Here is a 19,786-nt window from a genome sequence, read left to right on the forward strand (position 1 = left end):
TTAGACTACACTGTGAGATTATCCGATTATAATAGAGTCGAAGCCTTTATGTAGCTTTCAGGGCAGGGTATATTTTGCTACGGGTGTTGTTAAATATTCTCTGTTTCAATTAACTTGCTTTATACAGTGCCATGATTTTTTTTACATAATTAAGTGTTTCTTTAAACGGGGGGACTTTATAACCATATTTTTGAACATTACCATAGCCTGCATTATAGGCTGCAAGTGCTAATGGTACATTGCCGTTAATTCCACGTCGCGTCAGCATTTTTTTCAAATAACCTGAACCACCTTTAATATTCTCTCTAGGATTAAATACATTGCCTACACCCATTTCTTTTGCAGTGGCAGGCATTAACTGCATTAATCCTTTTGCGCCCACATGAGAGACAGCTCTGGGGTTGTAGTTTGACTCGGTTTTAACAACGGCATGAATAAGCACTGGGTTCAGTTTACGTTCTGCAGCTGCTTTACCAATGATTTTACGGAATGGCACCTTATATTTTTTTTCGGCATAGGTTGTGGATTTGAGCAGCTTTTGGGGTAAGGTGTAATTGCCAGTCGCAAATGGGTTGGGTCCATTGCCAGCAAGCTTAACCAATTGCTGGTAATGACGGTAAGCCTTCTTTTGTGATGACTGTTTAGGAGGAGCATGGGTTGACCATTGAACAGGTTCCCATTCGTGAGGTGCTAAACGACAACTTGTGCCAAACTGTTTGGGTTGTGGTTTACCATTAATCTCTAGTCGAGTGAAGTAGTCACGACAAACCTGGTTAGCTTGCGAATATGTAATAAAGACTGCTAAGTAGCGTTCAATATTAGGTTCATCCTTATCGTGCCAGTTGGCAATTTCCCCATCTAACAGTTGTTCTTCTAACAAGCTATTTACATCTGATGTGAGGCGTTGCTCTTTAGTAAGTGGGATACAGCCTACTACTAGCAGGTAAAGGCTCATGACTAAAGTGTGCTTAAACACAAGTATGTCCTCGCTGCTTATTAAGTTTTGAGCTGCCTTTTTTACGACCATAAATGATGTAATCACGACAAACTTGATTGCCTTGCTTACTCTTATTGAGAGGCTTGATGGTAAAGCGGTTACCTGTTCTACTGTTTGTCCAGTTATAGTTTTTCTTATTAGGCGTTGAGCGAAGACCTTTTACGGCTCTATCTTGGTCTGAAGAGTCCATATAGGAGCCAATGTAACCGCCAATAATACCACCAATGATGCCTCCACCAATCATGCAAGCATTACGTTTGCTGGATTTTTTATCTTTACAGGCTGCATACCCTAGTCCTGCGCCAACTCCTGCACCGGCAACGGCTCCCCAGAAGCTGTTTGACTGATAGTAGCCATCATTACAGCCTGTGGTAAGAATCATCATTAATACTAAGGTACAATATCGCCAACATGTAGACACAGAGGCAGCCTCCTTAAAAGCGTTTGATTACATTCTTGAGGTGGTAAATTATGTTATCAGGCTGAAGATGAGGGTTACTTTTCACCACCACTCACTAACTTTGCTATACCCTAGTGTTATCGATATACACAACGTAATGTATACCCTTCACGAATGATTTCTAGGTTTTGTTATCTTCACTCCTCACCCCAATCACCTATTAATATAGGCTCATGGGGTTTCGTCACTCGATGGCCGCACCTAAAAACCATTCGTATTGGGTATATACCCTTCGCTTTGTGTATATTAATGGGTAATGAAACTTATGGTGTGGTGTGTTTTTACCTGTAAAGAGGGTGTTTTAAAAGGGTTTACATATTGCAAATGCAATCAATGTCTCTTTTAGTAGGTTGTAATTATTTATTTTTTTTGAGTGTGTAACAGGCTAACTGTAGTTTAATTCACATGACTATGGGCACTATTTGAAGGGCTTGATGTCTATTAATGCATTGCCATCATGTGAAATAATTGGCATTGAGTGTGTTTTACTTAACATGTCACTCGTTTTGGATCTATATGAGTGGACGTAGTAGCGTTTAACCTTTTACTAAAAATAGTATTGATTCGTAACACAGGGTTTGTAGGAGGTCATTGAATGAAAGTAAAGTGTTGGCAGTCGCTCATGGTAATCATGGCAGCCGTACTTATGTTGCCTACTGTATCGGCAGCAGCTTTACCTGCCAAGGATAGCCAGGGACAGCAGTTGCCTACGTTAGCACCACTGGTTAAAACAGTAACACCTGCTGTCGTCAATATTTCAACTTATGCTAAAACAACAGTACAAAACCCATTGTTGAGTGATCCTTTCTTTCGACATTTTTTTAATATGCCACCCTCTCAGCCGAGACAGCAACGGCAAACGCAAAGTGCTGGATCTGGCGTCATCATAAATGCTGAAGAAGGTACTGTAATTACCAATTACCACGTTATTAAAGGCGCAGATGAAGTCAGAGTGACCCTAGAGGATGGGCGTACCATTAAAGCTGAAGTTGTGGGTAGTGACCCTGATGTAGATATTGCTGTACTTGATATCAATGCGGACAACCTTAAGGCGCTGCCATTAGCTGATTCTGATAAATTAGCCGTGGGTGACTTTGTGATTGCTGTAGGTAATCCTTTCGGTTTAGGTCAAACAGTAACGACAGGTGTCGTCAGTGCTTTAGGGCGTTCAGGATTAGGAATTGAGGGGTATGAAAACTTTATCCAGACGGATGCCTCTATTAACCCGGGTAACTCTGGTGGTGCATTGGTTAATTTGCGTGGCGAGTTAGTGGGTGTGAACACTGCTATTTTGGCACCTTCAGGAGGTAATGTTGGTATTGGTTTTGCCATCCCTACCAATATGGCTAAAGCAAGTGTTCAGCAAATACTTGACCATGGTGAAGTGAAAAGAGGACAAATTGGCGTTTATATTCAGGATCTAACCGCGGATCTGGCTGAAGCATTTAATTTGGATGAGCAACAACGTGGTGTACTGATTAATGATGTACAGCCAGATTCAACAGCTGAAAAAGCTGGACTGCGTGATGGTGATATAATTATTGCTGTTGAAGGAAAGTCGGTTGGAAATGCTGCACAGCTTCGTAATGAAATTGGACTTAGACGCATTGGTGATGAAGTCAAGGTGACTATTTTACGAGATAAGAAAGTAAAAGATCTTAATATTAAAATAGGTGGAGAAAAACTCACCGGAGCCAGCAAAGTACATAAAATTTTTGAAGGCGCAATTTTGCAAAACTCACAAAGTGAAGATGGTGTGCTTGTTCGAGATATTCAGGCTGGAAGTGCTGCAGCGTATACTGGGCTGAGACCTGGAGATCGTATTATAGCGGCTAATCGTCATTCAGTGAAAAACTTGCGAGATTTACAACAAGCATTAAGCAAACGTAGTAATAAAGTATTATTGAGAATAATACGTGGCAATGCTGCGTTATTCCTTGTTATCCAGTAATTCTATAATAATCTAGTTCTTTTGAGGTTTGCTGATTAGGTGAGTTAACTAGGGCCTGTTAACACTATTTGAATATCACTGTTATGACGGTAAAAGCACTAATCTAGGCGCGAAGAGTGAAGTTTAGTTATTCTAAATGAACAATGAGCAACAACGAGTAGTGCTTTTACCGTCATAACCCTTCGGGCCGTGATTATTTTTCCACCTAGCAGTGTTACAAGTCATTTATGTAGAATGACTACACAGCATTCCTTGTGCCTTGCTAGGCGAAAAAATAGTCTACGGCAGTGGTGATTCAAATAGTGTTAACAGGCCCTAACAGCAAGCCTTTTCCTGCTTATTGGCTAGGCCTGGTAATTAAAGGTGTTATTTTGGAAAACTTATCCTTAATGGCTCCGCCAATGTCGTTTTTTTCAAAACTACTTTGATCAGATAAACTTCGTGTATCAAGTCTATGTAGGTGTAAATAGGGCGTTTTTGCTGCAAACTCCCGTAAATCACCATTTACCAGTACTGGCAGAAACTCAATACCAATTTTTTTTTGATAAATACGGTTTAAAAAGTTTATTGCAGTTGTAAAGCTAAGATGACGCATGCGTTGCTCGTGACCAAGAGGAATACCAATAAAAAGACCTTTTTGATTAATGGCTGCTCCGGGGTAAAGTATTACACCTGTTTTTTTTATTGCTGCTTCATTTATATGACTAAATGTGTCGTGAAATGCATAAGGATCAGGTAGTACAATGATCCCTTCTCGTCCTGAACCGGCTAATAGTACTTCAAAATTGGAATATATTTTTTTTACAGTTGGACTATAGACGCAAAAAGCTTTAGCAACGCGCTTGAAAAACTCGGCTGCTTTATTTTTGTTGATAATTGATGATAAATCCCAAAACAGGTCTGGGTTATCTGGGTAGTCAGCAAGTTTTATTGGTGTTTTCACGCAATAACCTTTCAAAATTTTGTTGTTGGTTATTTCATTCCAATAGTATTAACAGGTCCTAACATGTTGCCATTCGTGAATGTGCTTAGGCTCAGTTATAAAATATGTCAGTAAAATCGAAAAAATAATTGAATAAAAAGTGTCGCAAAACTTAAACTTATAATGAATGATTATTATGGACTTTAAGTTGTTATAGGCAGGCGATGCACTTCTGTCAATGGAGAAAATTTGGCTGTGTTTAAAGTTAAGGATGAGAGTTTGCTGTTTGATGGAGTTTAAGAGGAACGATATCCATGACAGTTTTATAGCCCATTTGAAAGAGGCATATTTTGTCATCATTCGTTAAGTTAAATTCAACGGGGGAATAACTACCAGTATTGACAATGACTGTCGATTGCCAGAATGAGTCGTTTATATACTCTCTTGACAATGTTGTCATGAACGTTCTAATAAGCATTGATAAGTAGTCTTTTATCGGTAGAAAAGAGGGGTTGCTGGAAATCTTCTTATGGTAGGTTTGGCTTCTTAAGCGAAAACATACGACAGGTGTACCGTCACCAGCCCAATCGCGATAGAGAGCATCTTCTGAGAGAATACTGCCATCAACCAAAATATGTTGATCAAAGTGTTGAAAGCTAAAGATAAGGGGGATGGATATTGAAAATAATACAGCCTTGGATACTTTTAAGTCAGGAGTTGTTTGAGCATTAAATATGACAGGCTGAGATGTCACTACATCCGTAGCAACGATATGTAAATCAACGGTTAGGTCTTTAAAGTAAACACCACCTAACTCATTATCGAGCCACTTTTCAAAGATTGAACCATTTGACAGCCCTCCTGAGCGAATTAGGTTCATTAGTGATTGCCCTTTGAACTGTTGAAAGTCAACAGCCAGTACCAGCTTTTTTAATTCACTGACTGACTTACCCAAGGCATATAAAGCTGCAACAATACTTCCACCAGAAACACCAACAATACTAGTGAAACTAAGCCCTAACTCGTTAAGCCCAGTAAGAATTCCTACATGAGCAGGCAGACGGGTACCACCACCGGCTAGAATGGGTACGATCTTTCCCTCCTGGGTTGAAGGTGGCAAAAGGGCTGGCTCAGCCATTAGCGTCATGATAGTTAAATATTTTAGTCATAATAGATTAGTGTAAAAGAATAATAGGACTTTGTTATTTTCAAAAACTATTAGTTTGTATTTGTTGATTATCTATAGTTATTGTCGTAATCGATATCCTTAAAAACGCCCTTGCAAATTGTTACTAAATCAGAGAGAATGCGCACCACGCTTGATACGGGGCATACCCGTAACCTGTAATGGAGGCCCTTGTTGGTCCCCTCGCAATGAATATCTGCGAACCCCGCCAGGCCCGGAAGGGAGCAACGGTAGTAGTGACTTCATGTGCCGAGGTGTGGCTGATGAGGGCCGCCGCCATTCCGAGTTCACTTCTTTTTACACGTCTAAAAAACGCAGCATCCCTTTATATGACAAGCATTTCAAAGTGATTTGTTTAATGGGTTACAGCTATTTCCACGTAAATCGTTTCTGAACTTATTCCACACCATTTCAATACCCGACCATGTTATTTGGTTGATTAATGACTATGAGTTTGGAAACAGCGGATTTTATGGTAGGCAGAACTGAGCAGAACCGCATCCGTGCGGCAAAACAGAGAACGCTATTCCGTTTAAAAACTATACAGTTTTGTTGGCTTAGTTGTTATTTTTCTCGGTACTTATCGATGATAGCTTCAATACGCCCTTCGTTTCTGAGCGTGCTTAAAGCGCTGTTGAGGAGTTCAATAGTTTCATCACTTGTAGATTTATTCATTGCCAGCCAGAGACCACTTTTACTGAATGTGAAAATACGTTCAATGTCGTCCATCTTTTGGCGTTGTGCAATAAATGGTCCAGATAAAGAGCTTGTGGCCCATAAGTCAATTTTGTCAATTTTCAATTTCATTGCGTTCACGACATCATTTTTGGCTTTGATGACGTTTATTTTTTTCTCTAGCAGGTAGTCGGTTATTGCGTCTGCTTCAAAGCTGCCTACAGCATATTTATTTAAATCTGCAAGCTGGTTAATGGTGATATTGCGGCTTTTCCTTGCGAGAATGATCCACTCTTCCTCGAATAATGGACCAACCCACTTAAACTTATTTTCCCGTTCGGCGGTTCTAAATGCAGAGTAAATACCTTTACCTGGTTCGTTAAGTGCCATATTTAACGCCCTATCCCAGGAGGCATAGAGGGTTAGCTCAAGGCTTAATCCGGCACGTTGAAATGTTTCTCTGACAATATCTGTGGCAAATCCAGTGACCTTTTCATTTCGACCGAAGCTACTGTAAAGCACTGTCATATTAAGTGGTGGGAATGGTTCAGTCACCAAATGGAAGGTTTGTGCTTCAGCATTTAGCCAAAACAGCATGGTTAAAGCAATCATAACCTTGCGCAGCATGGTAAATCCTCAACATATTAAAAATAGTAAACTGGTTGTAACAAAAAACTACCACAACACAGCAAGGAACTCCTTTAAGCCTTATTATTCTATTAATTTGTAGCTACAGCGTTTGTTGTTTTCTAATAATAAATAGAGTCTGTCTTAACTATATAGTGTAGTAGTCTGTATGTACCCGACAAATGTTTTGCAAAGCATACACTTGTCACCCAATACCTATTACTGCTCTTTGGTGCCCTTATTTTCGGTATTAACTAACGTAACTTGTTTGATGACAATAGGCTTTACTGGGACGTTTTGCATGCCATTGATGTTGTGAGTAGGCACATTCACAATTTTGTCAATGACTTCCATACCTTGAGTGACTCGACCAAAAACCGCATAACCTGCACCTCGAGCACCATGATTTAGAAATGCATTATTGCTGACATTGATAAAAAATTGAGAGGTAGCGGTATCGGGTGCAGGTAATCTTGCCATTGCTATAGTGCCACGCTCATTTTTTAAACCATTTTGCGCTTCATTTTTTATTGGGGTATGAGTTGGTTTGCGTTTCATATCGGTGTTAAACCCACCGCCTTGGGCCATAAATCCAGGAATGACACGGTGAAAAATAGTGCCGTTGTAGAATTTTTGATCAATATAGCTGAGAAAGTTTTTAACAGTAATGGGAGCTTTTTCGGGGTAAAGCTCTAGCTCAATATTGCCTATTGAGGTTTCCATTCGAACATGAGGGGTAGCAGCCCAGCTTGCTGAGCTAAAAACTAACGACGCTGCAATAAGAAGGTATAGGGCTGGCAACTTCATTTTTATCATAATCATGAACCTTGAGTATTCCATTTTGTTTAATGCCACAGAATAACTATTTTACTGTTGTGTATACAACAGTTGTAAGATTGAAGTGGTTTACGTTTTTGTCCCCAGTCAAAGGCTAACCTGTGCCGACTATATTTCCTACCTAATTAAGTCTTATGTTTCATCAGAGCTGAGTGACAAGTTACTGGTATCAGGGGTGACAGGTTTGGGTTTAGGGATTTCTTCAGGGTTGACTAAATAGCCTTCCATCGGTTTCAGCGTAATGTCACTTACATCAGGCGCAGGAGGGGGAGGCGTGTTGTCAGCTTGAACCAAGTCTGCGCCAACGGGAGCCAGGGTCCAGTCATGATCATCTGCTGCTGGTTGTGAGCTACTTGGGTCATCAGTTTGTTCTGTGATTGACGAGGCTGGCGTTGGAGTGGATGTCTCGGAAGAAGCTGCGACTGGGGAGGGAGCAGGTTCAGCTTGCCAAGGCTCCTTAGTGTTGGAGTCCACGATTTGACAGATGAGTCCAGCTTTTAACAGAGTACGCTCATACTTTTGTGCAGTGGTTATGTCTAGCTGATTTTTGATAATGACAGGGCGGCCGGAGAAAAATGCTTCAATCTGGGCTGCTGAAGCTTTGAATAACTTCGCTATGTTTTCCTTCGCCGTATCCTTGGAGGTTTCTGGGGTAAGACGCCCAGTGAATATAATTTCATACATAGTCATTGTCATAACAAAGATAAAGATAGTTGATCTTTTTAAAGGCTATGAACTCAGGGCGTTATTGTCCAGACTCAATAGGCCAAAAGGTTGATTTTCCTTACTCATAGACGTAAGTGAAGTTGTTGCAAGAGTATGTCGAAAAAGCTACACATAGCTATACTGATGATTATCTCCTGATAAATGGGTTAAGGGAGACTGAAAAGAGTATGATAGGTTTACAATAAAAATGATCGATTATCATTAAGGGGGTTTCTTTGTTTAGCTATCTTCAGCGCACTGGTTTTATGCCATTGATGATACGTGGCATCATGGCTGGGATTTGCTGTTTTGCAATAACAGCTAAGGGACTTGAACCTTTTACTCGTTTAAATGGATCTGGGGCAGACACTAACCTGTTTAATATGGCTGGTTCAAATACCATTGGTGCCGAGCTTGGCCCTGAGTTGGTGAAAGCTTACCTACAAGCTAAGCAAGCGCAGCAAATTAAAATTGAAGAAACAGGTATTAATGAACTTAAGGTAACAGGGAGTGTACCCGCACTGAAAAAAACGGTCAGTGTTAATATTTCTGCTCATGGTAGTTCTGATGGTTTTCGCCAGCTTGCGGCAGGGAATGTGCAGATTGGTGCAGCATCAAGGCCTGTTAAAGGTTCTGAAGTGAGTAAACTGGGGGGAGACACTATTCGTAATGTTGATCATGAGTTTATTCTTGCTTTGGATGGTATTGCAGTCATTGTCAATAAAAATAACCCCCTGAAACAACTACAAGTAAAGCAAGTGGCAGATGTATTCAGTGGTCGTATTTCTGAGTGGACTCAATTGGGCTGGGGGGTTGATCCTGTTAAATTGTTAGCGCGTGATGCTCAGTCGGGTACATGGGATACGTTTAATAGTTTAGTACTAAATGGCCGGGGAGCATTAGCTGTATCAGCTGAGCGTTTGGAAAGTAATGAAGAGTTATCAAGAAAAGTTGCCAATGACCCTAATTTTATTGGCTTTGTGAGTTTAAATGCGATAGGTCGTGCAAAAGCGTTGGCCATTGCTGATGGAGGTAATCATTACATTAAGCCTAGTGCTGCTTCAGTGGCTACTGAAGATTATCCATTAAGTCGCAGACTCTATATGTATAGCTTGAGCGATGATGACTTCGTGAAAGAGTTTTTAGCATTTACTCAAAGTCCAGAGGGGCAGGCGGTAGTAGAAAAAACAGGCTTTATCTCCCAAAAGGTAGATCGCCTTCCGCAGACTAACCTTTCCACAATGCCCAAAGATTACCGAGATATGGTTAAGGGCTACCAGCGGTTATCTGTCAACTTTCGTTTTGTGGCAGGCAAAGCTGATTTGGATAATAAAGCGATTCGTGACCTTAATCGCTTAGTCGATTTTTATGCTCAGCAGGGAGGAAATAAAAAGCTATTATTGATTGGCTTTGCTGATGCTGATGTAAAAGGAGCTAAACGCGCTTTACTGGCTAAATTGCGTGCAAAAGTCGTTTCGCGGGAGTTGACTAAGGGTGGGGTATCCCATGGAGCTGTTGAGGCCAAAGGGTATGGTGTGCTTGAGCTTGCATCAGGAGAGAGTTTGGCAGGTAAAACCAAAAATCGTCGAGTAGAGGTGTGGATAGAAAAGTAGCTCTAAAGCAGTTAGCTCTACAGTTGATTGCTGCACCAATATAACCACTGCGCCAACTTAATAATTGTTGGCGCTTTGTAGGAACTATAACCCTTGCTAATTTTCTCTAGTGTTTTTTCGGTTTTGCAGAGCCTGACTTGTTTGAAGGTTTTTTGATTTGGTCTTTTTTATCGTCTGGGCATTTATAAAACAAATAGAGTTCAGTCAGTAGCTCAGGGAGCTGTTCACTCATATCGGTAATGAGTGCTTCATCCTCAGACATTTCTGTAAACTCTGGTGCATCGCTAAACAGCCCAGAAAGTACCATTATGGGTAACAGTAACTCGCTTGATTCCTGCTCATCGGTGTCAAACCAGGCATCCTCATCCAAAAATACAGCACTCATGAAGCCAATACACCAGGCTTGTATATCTGAATCCTCAAGTTCTTCCTCTTCATCCCACTCAAAGGGAAGCTCCAGACCTTCGCCTAAAAACAAGGGCTGCTCAAGCTGCTGTTGCGCCTGTTGTATTGCATTTTTGAGTGTTTGGAGATTTTCTGGGGGTAAGTCAGGACTGCCATCAAAAATACAAGATATGATTTGGTCAATTGTGGGTTGGTGTGGGCTTATGGTTGCCGCTGTTAGTAAGCCATGTGTGGCGATACTATCTAGAATATCTTCATTGGTTGGGTCAGCTTCAAGAATGGAGGATAGTGTGGACCAAGGTTCATTCATGTAAATTGCCATTTCATTGCTACAAAATAAATGAATTTTAGCCTGTCCTGAAAAGGATGGCGAGGAAGGTTTAATTCACAAGGAGTCTAATTGCATGAGAAGCTGTTGTGCTCGCTGTTTGATCTCAGCAATTTCACTTTTTGATTTACGTTGAAGTGAACTTAACACGAGTTTCATTCTTGGGTTGCTTTTGAGCGTGTCATAGTGAGTAATTAGAAAGAACCAGTACAGTCCATTAAATGGACAGCTATCATCTTCAACCAGAGTTTTCACGTTGTAGTGACAGCTTTTACAGTAGTCTGACATTTTTGCAATATATTTGCCGCTGGCAGCATAAGGTTTTGAACCTAATAAACCACCATCAGCGTGCATAACCATACCAAGTGTATTAGGCAACTCAACCCACTCAAAGGCATCAGCATAGACAGCTAAATACCACTCACAGATTTCAGCAGGGGTAATGCCTGCCAATAATGCGAAATTGCCTGTAACCATTAACCGTTGGATATGATGAGCATAAGCATGTTCATAAGTACTTTTTAAGCACTGGTGCATACACTGCATTTTGGTTTCAGCATTCCAGTAAAAAGAAGGAAGGCTACGGTCATTATTAAAAGCATTCTCTTTTGCATAAGAAGGCATTTTCAACCAATAAATGCCTCTAACATATTCTCGCCAACCAATGATTTGTCGAATAAAGCCTTCTACAGCGTTGAGTGGTACTTTACCTTGCTGATAGGCATGTTCAGCCATTTTGCACGCTGTTATTGGATCCAGTAGGCCAATATTTAAATAGATAGAGATAAGTGCATGGAATAAAAACTCATGCTGGCTACTCATTGCATCCTGAAAGTCACCAAAATAAGCTAACTTGTGCTCAATAAAATGTACTAAAGCCGCATTGGCTTGCTCTGTTGTTACAGCAAACCAAAAAGGCTTGAGCTGGCCAAAGTGTTCGGGAAAATAATTAGCGACATCTTTAAGAACACCTAGCGTAATTTTGTCGGGCTTACATTGATAGACAGGTGGAACAGGAGGGGCATTGTTATATGACTTTCGGTTTTTCTTATCAAAATTCCATTGGCCACCAGTGGGGTTGTTACCCTCCATCAACAGTCCCGTTTTTTGGCGAATATAACGATAGAAATACTCCATTCGTAGCTGTTTTCGTCCTGCTGCCCACTCTTTAAACTCGGCAAGGCTGCAAATAAAGCGGTCATCTTCAATAATATGCACTGGTGTTGCCAGGGATTTTGACCACATTTGCATCGCATTATGTAGTCGCCACTCTCCGCAGTGGGTTATGAGTATTTGTTGAGGGGAGTAATGCTTTACAGCACTCTTTAAGACATCAAGTAATGATCGATAGGGACTATCTGGGTCGTACTGATAGTAGTGTACAGGCCATTTTTGCTTTTTTAACTGGTTAGCAAAGTGGCGCATGGCTGAGAAAATTAATGCTATTTTTTTTTGGTGATGGGAAACATAGTGGGCTTCTTCCCATACCTCGGCCATGATAATTTGATCATATCGGGGATCAAAATCTCTTAAGCTACTTATGTCTAATGAAAGTTGATCACCTAGGACCAAAATTAAGCTACGTTTGTTAGCCATAATTTTCTGCGTTGAGTTTATGCGTAAAACGTAGTGTAGCGCGACATTTTTGACAAAGGTAATCAGTACCTCGAAGAGATCGTTTATGGCGTATGGCGCTTAAAAAATGTGGGCGCTCACAAGCACAGGAGTAAACATAAGGATAATGGCCTGTTTTGGATATATCATAACGATGACAGCGACTGGCTGTTACGCCAAAAACGCTTTCCATAACAAAGCGCCATTCCCTGCCATGGGGTTTAATTCTCTGTCCATAAACATTGGGGGCAACCAAGTGAGCAACCTCATGGGCAATGGTATGCTTTAGAAAATGTTCAGTATGCTGCTGAAGAAGTGCTGGATTAAAGCGTAATGTGTTGGTTTGCCAATTCGCTTGCCCAGCAACACTGCCACGCAAATCTAAAAAAAACTCAGGAAAAGCAAAATAACACTGATAGTGTGTTTCTGCCTGCTTAAGTAATGAATTAATTCTTTGGGCAATGGCTTGGTAGGGCATATGTTTAAAGCGATAGTGTGTTATTATAAGTGGCTCGCGTTATATCCTTGGTTATTGTTATGGTAAAGACCATTATGTACTAATAACACTATATCGTTTTTTATACACCCTAGCCAACGCATTCTAGTTTAGCCCTGTTTTTATAGTAATAGGTTGACGCCTGGTCCAATCCCGGTGGCTAATAGTAAAACGGCAATAACGAGTAGCGATACAAATGCGACCAAGCCAACACAAAGGATTGAGCTTGCAAAGAAAAACCCTTGCTCCTTAGGAATATTCATAACAATAGGCAGCCCTGCATAGAGTAAGTAAGTGGTGTAGGCTGCTGCGATAATACCGGCAATAAGGTATACCCAAATGGCTGGGTATAAACCGGCAATTCCTAAAACAAATAAGGGGGTTGCTGTGTAGGCAGAAAACACAACACATTGCGCCAGCGAGGTTGATGCACTGTAGGTCTGTGATAGCTGATGGATCAGCAGCCCGACAACAAAAACACCACCAAGTAATGCGAGATAGCCCATTATGGCTATTGTTGCGGCATTATCTGAACTTAATCTAATGACTTTATCTGGGTTGAAATACCAGCCAATCTGTGTGGTGCCAATGTAATTACATAGTATTGGTATTGCGGCGAGTAAAAAGATGTAAGTAAGATAAATGCGGGGAATCGATGTCGACTCCAGCCGTATTTTTTGCCATTCTTTTTGTGGGTGAATAATTAACCCAATGACATGCATTATTCTCATAAGGTTCCTCCTTGAACGTGTTGCTTAACCAGGCTATGCAATACACTTATCCTTGATGTATCGACAGCACAACATGTTTAGCCTGATAGCAACAGCCCTTATTATTTCCTTGTTTTTATTATGGTCTTTTGCCAAGTAAAGTATAAGAAGAAAAAATTGAAGGTTATATGATAATTTTCAAAATGAAATAACGTATGAACTGTGTTTTTAGTCTCTATAGCTAATACGAATGTTTCTAGTTATTACACTGTCATGGTCATGTAAATTATGAAAATGAATACTTTTCAGTAAAGATAAGGGTCAAAGTGATTATGGGAGTGAGTCGCTTTAGCTTCTACTGAGGTGTAAAGCAAAAACAAGATGGCAAAGGGTAAAGAGCTTTGCAATAAGCTAATGAGTATAAATGACGCTATGTTTACTATACGTTTACTGATCACACTATTGAGTTTTTGGCTAATACCTATCGTGTATGCTGCTCCTAAAGCAGATTATTGGGCATACTGGGATAAAGCCACCCAAAGTAGCAGCAAGATAGATCACCAGTTATGGCAGAACTTTCTGGATCAGTATTTAGTGCTTGATAAAGAAAAAAATATTTATTTGCTGAACTACCAAGCAGCAGCTAAGCAGGGTAGCTTGTTACTTACGAACTATATTAATCAGCTTAAACGGATAGATCCACGGCAGTACAACCTTAATGAGCAGTTTGCTTACTGGGTTAATCTGTATAATGCATTAACAGTCCAGCTAGTGCTGAAGCATTACCCTGTTACTTCAATAACCAAGCTAGGAGAAGGTTTTTTTAGCTTTGGTCCCTGGGATGACCCTATTGTGACCATTTCTGATCAATCTCTTACACTCAACGATATTGAGCATCGAATTTTAAGGCCTATTTGGCAAGATCCACGTATTCACTATGTGGTGAATTGTGCCAGCATAGGTTGTCCGGATTTACAACCTAAAGCGCTAACAGCGAAGCTTATTGAGCAGCAGTTGGACACGGCGGCAAAGCGCTTTATCAATCAGCCTAAAGGCGTCAGTTGGCAACGTGAGGAGCTAGTTTTATCAAAGATATATGATTGGTATAACGATGATTTCGGTCGCAGTGAGGCAAAAATTATTGCTCATCTGATACGTTACGCTGAAAAAGGCTTAGGCACTCAATTAAGGCAGTACCAAGGTGATATAAGCTATCAGTATGACTGGCAGCTTAATGAACACCATTAAACTGCCATGATTATTAAGAGTGGCTGATGCCTTAATTGGGATGAATGAGCTTGACGGCTTCTACGGTAGTATCATTGCTGTCTGACTTGCTTTGGTGAAAAGGGTTAATTTGGGGGCGATCAAATGCCTGATCACCGTCTTCACGAGGTGTACCATCTGCGTTGATATGCTTAAAGGGATACAAGTTTGTGTCTGCCAGATGAGAAGGTACGACGCTTTGTAAAGCACTGAACATGCTTTCAATTCTTCCAGGGAATTGCTTATCCCACTGTCTTAACATCGCTTTTATATTTTTACGCTGTAGGTTTTCCTGAGAGCCACAGAGGTTACAAGGGATAATAGGAAAGTTCATTGCAGATGAGTATTTTTCAATGTCTTTTTCTCGGCAGTAAGCTAGGGGGCGAATGACCATATGCTGACCATCATCACTGACTAGCTTGGGAGGCATGCCTTTTAATTTTCCACCATAAAACATGTTTAATAGCATGGTCTCTAGGATATCATCACGATGATGACCTAAAGCTATTTTGGTCGCTCCCACCTCTTTTGCCGTTCGGTATAAAATGCCGCGGCGTAAACGGGAGCAAAGTGCACAGGTCGTTTTCCCCTCGGGCACTTTTTCTTTGACAATGCTGTAAGTGTCTTCTTCTACAACTCGGTAGTTTATCCCTAAGCTTTTCAGGTAATCGGGCAGAATGTGCTCAGGAAAGCCTGGTTGTTTTTGGTCAAGATTAACGGCAATGAGATCAAACCCAACAGGTGCATATTTTTGCAGGTTGAGTAAGATATCAAGCATGGTATAACTGTCTTTGCCCCCAGACAGGCAACACATAATTACATCACCATCTTCAATCATATTGAAATCAGCGATAGCGCGTCCGACTTCGCGTCGCAGACGTTTTTGTAGTTTGTTTATATTGATTTGCTGATGGGGGGGCAGGTGTGTCATGGTGTTTACATTACTTCCAAGCTGACAAATAGCCGTACATTATACAGAAACCCTTTTAAGCTGATAAGTAGCCCTACAAGCTTTACGTGATAGCTGGCTAATACACTTCTTTTCTAGCTTTGAAGGTAAGCAGGAGACTTTAAGGAGAAAGTCAATGGATTATCACTCACTAAAGCAGCGGTTGAAAACGCGAGAAAATGAGCTAACGCAGCGCATTGAGCGGATTAAACAAAACATGCAACAAAGTGCGAATAAAGACTGGTCTGAACAGGCTCAAGAGCGTGAGAACGATGAAGTTATGGAGGCACTGGGGCATGAGGCGGTGCAAGAGCTTCGCCAAGTCAAGCAGGCAATACAGCGCATAGATGAGGATGAATATGGCACCTGTGAGCACTGTGGCCAAGCTATTCCTGAGGCCCGGCTGGAAATCATGCCTTATACTGCGCGCTGTATTCGTTGTGCGGACCAACAGCAAGCGATGAATCGCTAGTTATAAAGAACGTTGAGTTTGCAACCCATCTTTAACTTTTACTTTTTAAAAAAGTTATCAGCCCTTTTGACCAGAAGCTTTTTCGGTATGAAAAGCTCGCACTAACCGGAAAATTTCACGCATGGTTTGGTGAAGAAGTTCATCAGCATGCGTGACAGCATGCTCAAGAGGCATAGGTTGGTTAATAATACTAAAAATACTGGTGATACCTTGTTCATGTGTAAGCTCAGCACCTTTACCAATACTACCGACGAGGGCAATGACGGGGATATTGTACTGACTGGCAAGTTTGGCTACGCCTACAGGAAGCTTCCCTTGAGAGGTCTGCTGGTTGATCTGTCCTTCTGCAGTGATCACTAAGTCAAGGTCACCATGTTTAAATAAATCGGTTAAGTTTAAGTGTTGAGCGATGACTTCGAAGCCTGAATGAATTGATGCGTTGGACAAACTAGTCAGTAATCCCGCTCCCATTCCCCCTGCTGCGCCAGCTCCTGGCTGTTGAATGATCTCAGCAGCAGGCATATCAAACTGCTGGGCGAGTCGTTGAATAAGGTTGTTGACCGCACGATCCAGAGTCGGAATCATTTCAGGGGTTGCGCCTTTTTGAGGCCCGAATACACTGGCTGCACCATGCTCTCCCAAAAGAGGGTTTTTTACATCGCTCGCAATGATAAACTCGGTGTTTTCAACTCTAGGGTCTAAGTTGGCAGTGTTAATAGAGCATAGCTTAAGTAAGCCTTCGGCCCCGGCAGGAATAGGCTGTTGATGCTCATCAAGAAACTCGTAACCTAAAGCACTTAAAGCGCCTGCACCACCATCATGGGTTGCACTTCCCCCCAGCCCTAAAATGATTTTATTGCACTGTCTATCGAGCGCATTGAGTATAAGCTCCCCAACACCTTTAGTTGTGGTATAAAGTGGGTTTTGTTGCTCTGGGGTAAGAAGAGGAAGTCCAGCGCAGCTTGCCATCTCAATAATAGCGGTTTTATTGTCAGCCAAAATACCGTAAAAGGCATCAACAGGTTTATTTAATGGACCAGTCACTGTCAGGTTGATTTTTTGTCCCCCAGCATTATGTACAAAGGCATCAACAGTCCCTTCACCACCGTCTGCAAGGGGAAATGAAGTAATTTGAGTATTAGGCGCTATTGAGTGAATTGCAGAGGTGCATGTTTGACATATTTCTAAGGCTGTCAGCGATCCTTTAAATGAATCCGGTGCAATTAAAATATGCATGGATCAGTCCCCGTAATAGCAGTTATGCTGCTTCGCTGTTATTTAAAATTAAAGTCTGATAATGCTGTATAAAAGATTCTAGATGGGCTTGGGGTCTAACATGATAAAAACGTCGCCAGCATTTGGCTAGCATATAAATGTTACTAGGCTCAGACTCAATAAAATTTTGGTTTCGCTTATATATTAACCAAGCTATTGCAGTAGCATATGATAAATTTGTGGCAAGTTCGGCATGAGGATTAGCAAGAAACTCGTGCTGGCTGGCCAATCCACGAATTTTACTCGCTAAGTCTGAGTGCTTAACTAAGTACCGGTCCCAAATATTTTTATGCATCATTGGTGTAATACAGTAGATGCCTAATGAACGTTGCTTATGACGCTTTAAGTAGAAGCCTAAACCACTTTCTTGAGCTGCTGTGCCCAGCAACAGGTTTTCGGCAAAAGGGGACCACATATCGATATAGTCTAATGTGGGTTTAATAACATAGTGGCGAAGTTCATCTGGACAGATTCCCATGGTCTCACTCTCTTATCGCAGCCCAAAATCTATATGGGAAGCCATGCATAATATTGACCAATCTACAGATAGGGCTGTTTATGGAAAGTAATAACTTGTTTTTATAATTACCTTTCCCATTAACCTAGCCTATTTTTTAAAAAAGTCACTGTAACGTATTGAGTTTATGATTTTTGCTCATGTGCATAGCAAAACTAGCCATTGAATTTACTCCTGTAAATCAAACAGCATTATTTTAGCCATGACCTCTCTGGATGATGGTGTCAATTATTCAAACAAGTATGTTTTTTTAAAGACAAAAGTATGACGGAAAGGTGAAGATTTGGATGGTATGGAGCTAGTTTGCCAAAAGATACGATGACCGTTTTGCTTATTAAAAAGCTGGAAAACAGCTTCCTACCAGGCGATTCGCCTGGCAGGATCGACTTTGGGTTGAGATAGGGGGCGGCTAAAACTTAAAATGCGCAGAGTGTAAACGTTGGAATATTGGCATCTTGCAGCTTTGTGCTACCACCTAAGTCAGGTAAATCAATAATCGCTGCGGCTTCATATACGTGAGCACCTAAACGCCTGATTAATGTAGCGGCAGCGAGTAGAGTTCCACCTGTTGCAATTAAATCATCAATAAGCAAGACAGAATTACCTGGATCCAGAGCTCCGCGCTGCACCTCAATGGTAGCTTGTCCATACTCTAGGTCATAGGTTTCAGTTTCAGTTTCTGCAGGAAGCTTACCTTGTTTACGAAGCAATACGAGTGGCTTGTTCAGTGCGTAGGCGATAACCGCTCCGGGCAAAAAACCACGCGCATCAAGGGCAGCAATATGGGTTATTTCTGTGTCAACATAGCGTTGTATCAAGCTATCGATGACCATACGGTGCGCTTTAGGTGACTGGAAAAGAGGAGTTATATCACGAAAGATAACTCCAGGCGCAGGCCAGTCATGTACACTACGAATCAGTGACTTAATGTAATATTCGTCAAAAATCATGAGGAGCGGGTTACTTATTGTTAGGTGTCAGTGCTGCCATTTTTTTTAACTTCAACAGGCTTTCCCCCTGCTAAAGAGCATAAGTTGATAGGGTCAACAACTTTGACTTCTTTACCGTTAGCGACAATTAAGCCATTTTTTTGGAAGCGGGTGAAAACGCGACTGACTGTTTCAACAGCAAGCCCTAGGTAGTTACCCATTTCATTGCGGGACATGGGAAGTCGAAAGGACTGAGAGGAGTACCCACGACGTCTAAACCGTGTTGCCAGATTGACTAAAAAAGTAGCAATACGCTCATCAGCATTTTTTTTGCTTAACAACAGCATCATTTGTTGATCTTCACGAATCTCTTTACTCATGATGCGCATTAATTGGCGGCGTAACTCAGGCAAAGATTCCGCAAGCTCATCTAAACGATCAAATGGAATTTCACAAACAGTGGTAGTTTCAATAGCTTGGGCAGAAACAGGATAGGCATCACTGTCAACACCACTCATTCCTACTAACTCACTAGGCAAATGAAAGCCTGTGATTTGCTCATCACCGTCATTAGTAGAGGTATAGGTTTTTAGCGCGCCAGAGCGAACGGCATAAATCGAAGCAAACTTATCTCCTTCAAGAAACAGGTGTTCTCCCTTGCGCAAAGGGCGTCCCCGCTTGATAATTTTATCAAGTAAATCAATATCTTCAGTGTTTAAAGCAATAGGCAGGCAAAGAGGCTGCAGGGCACAGTCTTTACAGGCCACCTGATTTAAGTGTTTTACAGTAGGTTTCGACGTCATGCTGTGAGGGCCTCTAATCAACTTCCGTCGTCATATATGTTTAATGCTA

The 19,786-nt window shown here is 41.3% G+C and carries 20 protein-coding genes and 1 other RNA gene; 5 read left to right on the forward strand and 16 right to left on the reverse strand.

Going from position 1 to position 19,786, the window contains the following annotated elements:
* Positions 1 to 109 precede the first annotated feature (109 nt).
* Both KHS79_RS26225 and KHS79_RS02875 read right to left on the reverse strand, forming a co-directional pair.
* Entirely contained in the window at positions 110 to 976 is an 867-nt protein-coding gene (locus KHS79_RS26225; protein ID WP_325167553.1) for a lytic transglycosylase domain-containing protein, read from the reverse strand.
* Positions 969 to 1,418, reverse strand: a complete 450-nt coding sequence (locus KHS79_RS02875) for a hypothetical protein (protein ID WP_038289661.1) — start codon at positions 1,416 to 1,418, stop codon at positions 969 to 971. The genes KHS79_RS26225 and KHS79_RS02875 overlap by 8 nt, the downstream gene beginning before the upstream one ends.
* 634 nt (positions 1,419 to 2,052) lie before the next feature.
* On the opposite strand from KHS79_RS02875, the gene KHS79_RS02880 reads away from it, so the two are divergent.
* On the forward strand, positions 2,053 to 3,408 hold the full coding sequence (locus KHS79_RS02880) for a DegQ family serine endoprotease (protein ID WP_212716460.1): 1,356 nt from the start codon (positions 2,053 to 2,055) through the stop codon (positions 3,406 to 3,408).
* Positions 3,409 to 3,745: 337 nt separating this feature from the next.
* Here KHS79_RS02880 and KHS79_RS02885 read toward each other — a convergent pair whose 3' ends face one another.
* On the reverse strand, positions 3,746 to 4,351 hold the full coding sequence (locus KHS79_RS02885) for a motility-associated ABC transporter substrate-binding family protein (RefSeq protein ID WP_212716463.1): 606 nt from the start codon (positions 4,349 to 4,351) through the stop codon (positions 3,746 to 3,748).
* 244 nt (positions 4,352 to 4,595) lie between these two features.
* On the reverse strand, positions 4,596 to 5,468 hold the full coding sequence (locus KHS79_RS02890; protein WP_212716465.1) for a patatin-like phospholipase family protein: 873 nt from the start codon (positions 5,466 to 5,468) through the stop codon (positions 4,596 to 4,598).
* A gap of 220 nt (positions 5,469 to 5,688) precedes the next feature.
* Here KHS79_RS02890 and ffs point away from each other — a divergent pair.
* An RNA gene (ffs, locus tag KHS79_RS02895) (signal recognition particle sRNA small type) lies at positions 5,689 to 5,785 on the forward strand.
* Positions 5,786 to 6,080: 295 nt separating this feature from the next.
* On the opposite strand, the gene KHS79_RS02900 is transcribed toward ffs, so the two are convergent.
* The 3 genes from KHS79_RS02900 to KHS79_RS02910 all read right to left on the reverse strand — a co-directional run bounded on the left by KHS79_RS02900 (position 6,081) and on the right by KHS79_RS02910 (position 8,339).
* A complete protein-coding gene (locus KHS79_RS02900) occupies positions 6,081 to 6,818 on the reverse strand; it encodes a substrate-binding periplasmic protein (RefSeq protein ID WP_212716467.1) in 738 nt (245 codons plus the stop codon).
* Positions 6,819 to 7,037: 219 nt separating this feature from the next.
* Positions 7,038 to 7,634, reverse strand: a complete 597-nt coding sequence (locus KHS79_RS02905) for a peptidylprolyl isomerase (RefSeq protein ID WP_212716470.1) — start codon at positions 7,632 to 7,634, stop codon at positions 7,038 to 7,040.
* A 153-nt stretch (positions 7,635 to 7,787) separates the two neighbouring features.
* Positions 7,788 to 8,339 carry a hypothetical protein gene (locus tag KHS79_RS02910; protein ID WP_212716472.1) on the reverse strand — a complete coding sequence of 184 codons (552 nt, stop codon included), beginning with the start codon at positions 8,337 to 8,339 and terminating at the stop codon, positions 7,788 to 7,790.
* 257 nt (positions 8,340 to 8,596) lie between these two features.
* Between KHS79_RS02910 and KHS79_RS02915 the strand changes: the two genes are divergently transcribed.
* Positions 8,597 to 9,973: a substrate-binding domain-containing protein gene (locus KHS79_RS02915; protein ID WP_212716475.1), complete on the forward strand. Its 1,377-nt coding sequence runs from the start codon at positions 8,597 to 8,599 to the stop codon at positions 9,971 to 9,973.
* 106 nt (positions 9,974 to 10,079) lie between these two features.
* Here the strand turns inward: KHS79_RS02915 and KHS79_RS02920 are convergent, their stop codons facing one another.
* From KHS79_RS02920 to KHS79_RS02935, 4 genes are all read right to left on the reverse strand, one after another.
* A complete protein-coding gene (locus KHS79_RS02920; RefSeq protein ID WP_212716477.1) occupies positions 10,080 to 10,688 on the reverse strand; it encodes a YecA/YgfB family protein in 609 nt (202 codons plus the stop codon).
* Between the two features lie 75 nt (positions 10,689 to 10,763).
* On the reverse strand, positions 10,764 to 12,302 hold the full coding sequence (locus tag KHS79_RS02925; protein ID WP_212716480.1) for a cryptochrome/photolyase family protein: 1,539 nt from the start codon (positions 12,300 to 12,302) through the stop codon (positions 10,764 to 10,766).
* Complete coding sequence (locus KHS79_RS02930) at positions 12,295 to 12,798, reverse strand: SprT family zinc-dependent metalloprotease (protein WP_212716482.1); 504 nt, start codon at positions 12,796 to 12,798, stop codon at positions 12,295 to 12,297. The genes KHS79_RS02925 and KHS79_RS02930 overlap by 8 nt, the downstream gene beginning before the upstream one ends.
* A 140-nt stretch (positions 12,799 to 12,938) precedes the next feature.
* Positions 12,939 to 13,547 (reverse strand): Yip1 family protein, encoded by a 609-nt coding sequence (locus KHS79_RS02935; protein WP_027706735.1) that lies wholly within the window; start codon positions 13,545 to 13,547, stop codon positions 12,939 to 12,941.
* Positions 13,548 to 13,907: 360 nt separating this feature from the next.
* Here KHS79_RS02935 and KHS79_RS02940 point away from each other — a divergent pair, with 360 nt between their 5' ends.
* A complete protein-coding gene (locus KHS79_RS02940; protein WP_233468167.1) occupies positions 13,908 to 14,774 on the forward strand; it encodes a DUF547 domain-containing protein in 867 nt (288 codons plus the stop codon).
* Positions 14,775 to 14,805: 31 nt separating this feature from the next.
* Here KHS79_RS02940 and ttcA read toward each other — a convergent pair whose 3' ends face one another.
* Positions 14,806 to 15,723, reverse strand: coding sequence for a tRNA 2-thiocytidine(32) synthetase TtcA (ttcA, locus tag KHS79_RS02945; RefSeq protein ID WP_212716485.1), 918 nt, complete (start codon positions 15,721 to 15,723; stop codon positions 14,806 to 14,808).
* Between the two features lie 154 nt (positions 15,724 to 15,877).
* On the opposite strand from ttcA, the gene KHS79_RS02950 reads away from it, so the two are divergent.
* The gene (locus KHS79_RS02950; protein WP_038289659.1) at positions 15,878 to 16,213 is read left to right on the forward strand and encodes a TraR/DksA family transcriptional regulator; all 336 of its coding nucleotides are present in this window, start codon (positions 15,878 to 15,880) and stop codon (positions 16,211 to 16,213) included.
* Positions 16,214 to 16,270: 57 nt separating this feature from the next.
* Here KHS79_RS02950 and KHS79_RS02955 read toward each other — a convergent pair whose 3' ends face one another.
* From KHS79_RS02955 to fnr, 4 genes are all read right to left on the reverse strand, one after another.
* Entirely contained in the window at positions 16,271 to 17,449 is a 1,179-nt protein-coding gene (locus tag KHS79_RS02955; RefSeq protein ID WP_212716488.1) for a glycerate kinase family protein, read from the reverse strand.
* A 22-nt stretch (positions 17,450 to 17,471) separates the two neighbouring features.
* Positions 17,472 to 17,966 (reverse strand): hypothetical protein, encoded by a 495-nt coding sequence (locus tag KHS79_RS02960; protein ID WP_027706730.1) that lies wholly within the window; start codon positions 17,964 to 17,966, stop codon positions 17,472 to 17,474.
* A 455-nt stretch (positions 17,967 to 18,421) separates the two neighbouring features.
* The gene (locus KHS79_RS02965; protein ID WP_094786630.1) at positions 18,422 to 18,955 is read right to left on the reverse strand and encodes an adenine phosphoribosyltransferase; all 534 of its coding nucleotides are present in this window, start codon (positions 18,953 to 18,955) and stop codon (positions 18,422 to 18,424) included.
* Between the two features lie 20 nt (positions 18,956 to 18,975).
* Positions 18,976 to 19,737, reverse strand: a complete 762-nt coding sequence (gene fnr / locus KHS79_RS02970) for a fumarate/nitrate reduction transcriptional regulator Fnr (protein WP_027706728.1) — start codon at positions 19,735 to 19,737, stop codon at positions 18,976 to 18,978.
* Positions 19,738 to 19,786 lie beyond the last annotated feature (49 nt).

The organism is Zooshikella ganghwensis (assembly GCF_018263875.1).
Lineage (GTDB): Bacteria > Pseudomonadota > Gammaproteobacteria > Pseudomonadales > Zooshikellaceae > Zooshikella > Zooshikella ganghwensis.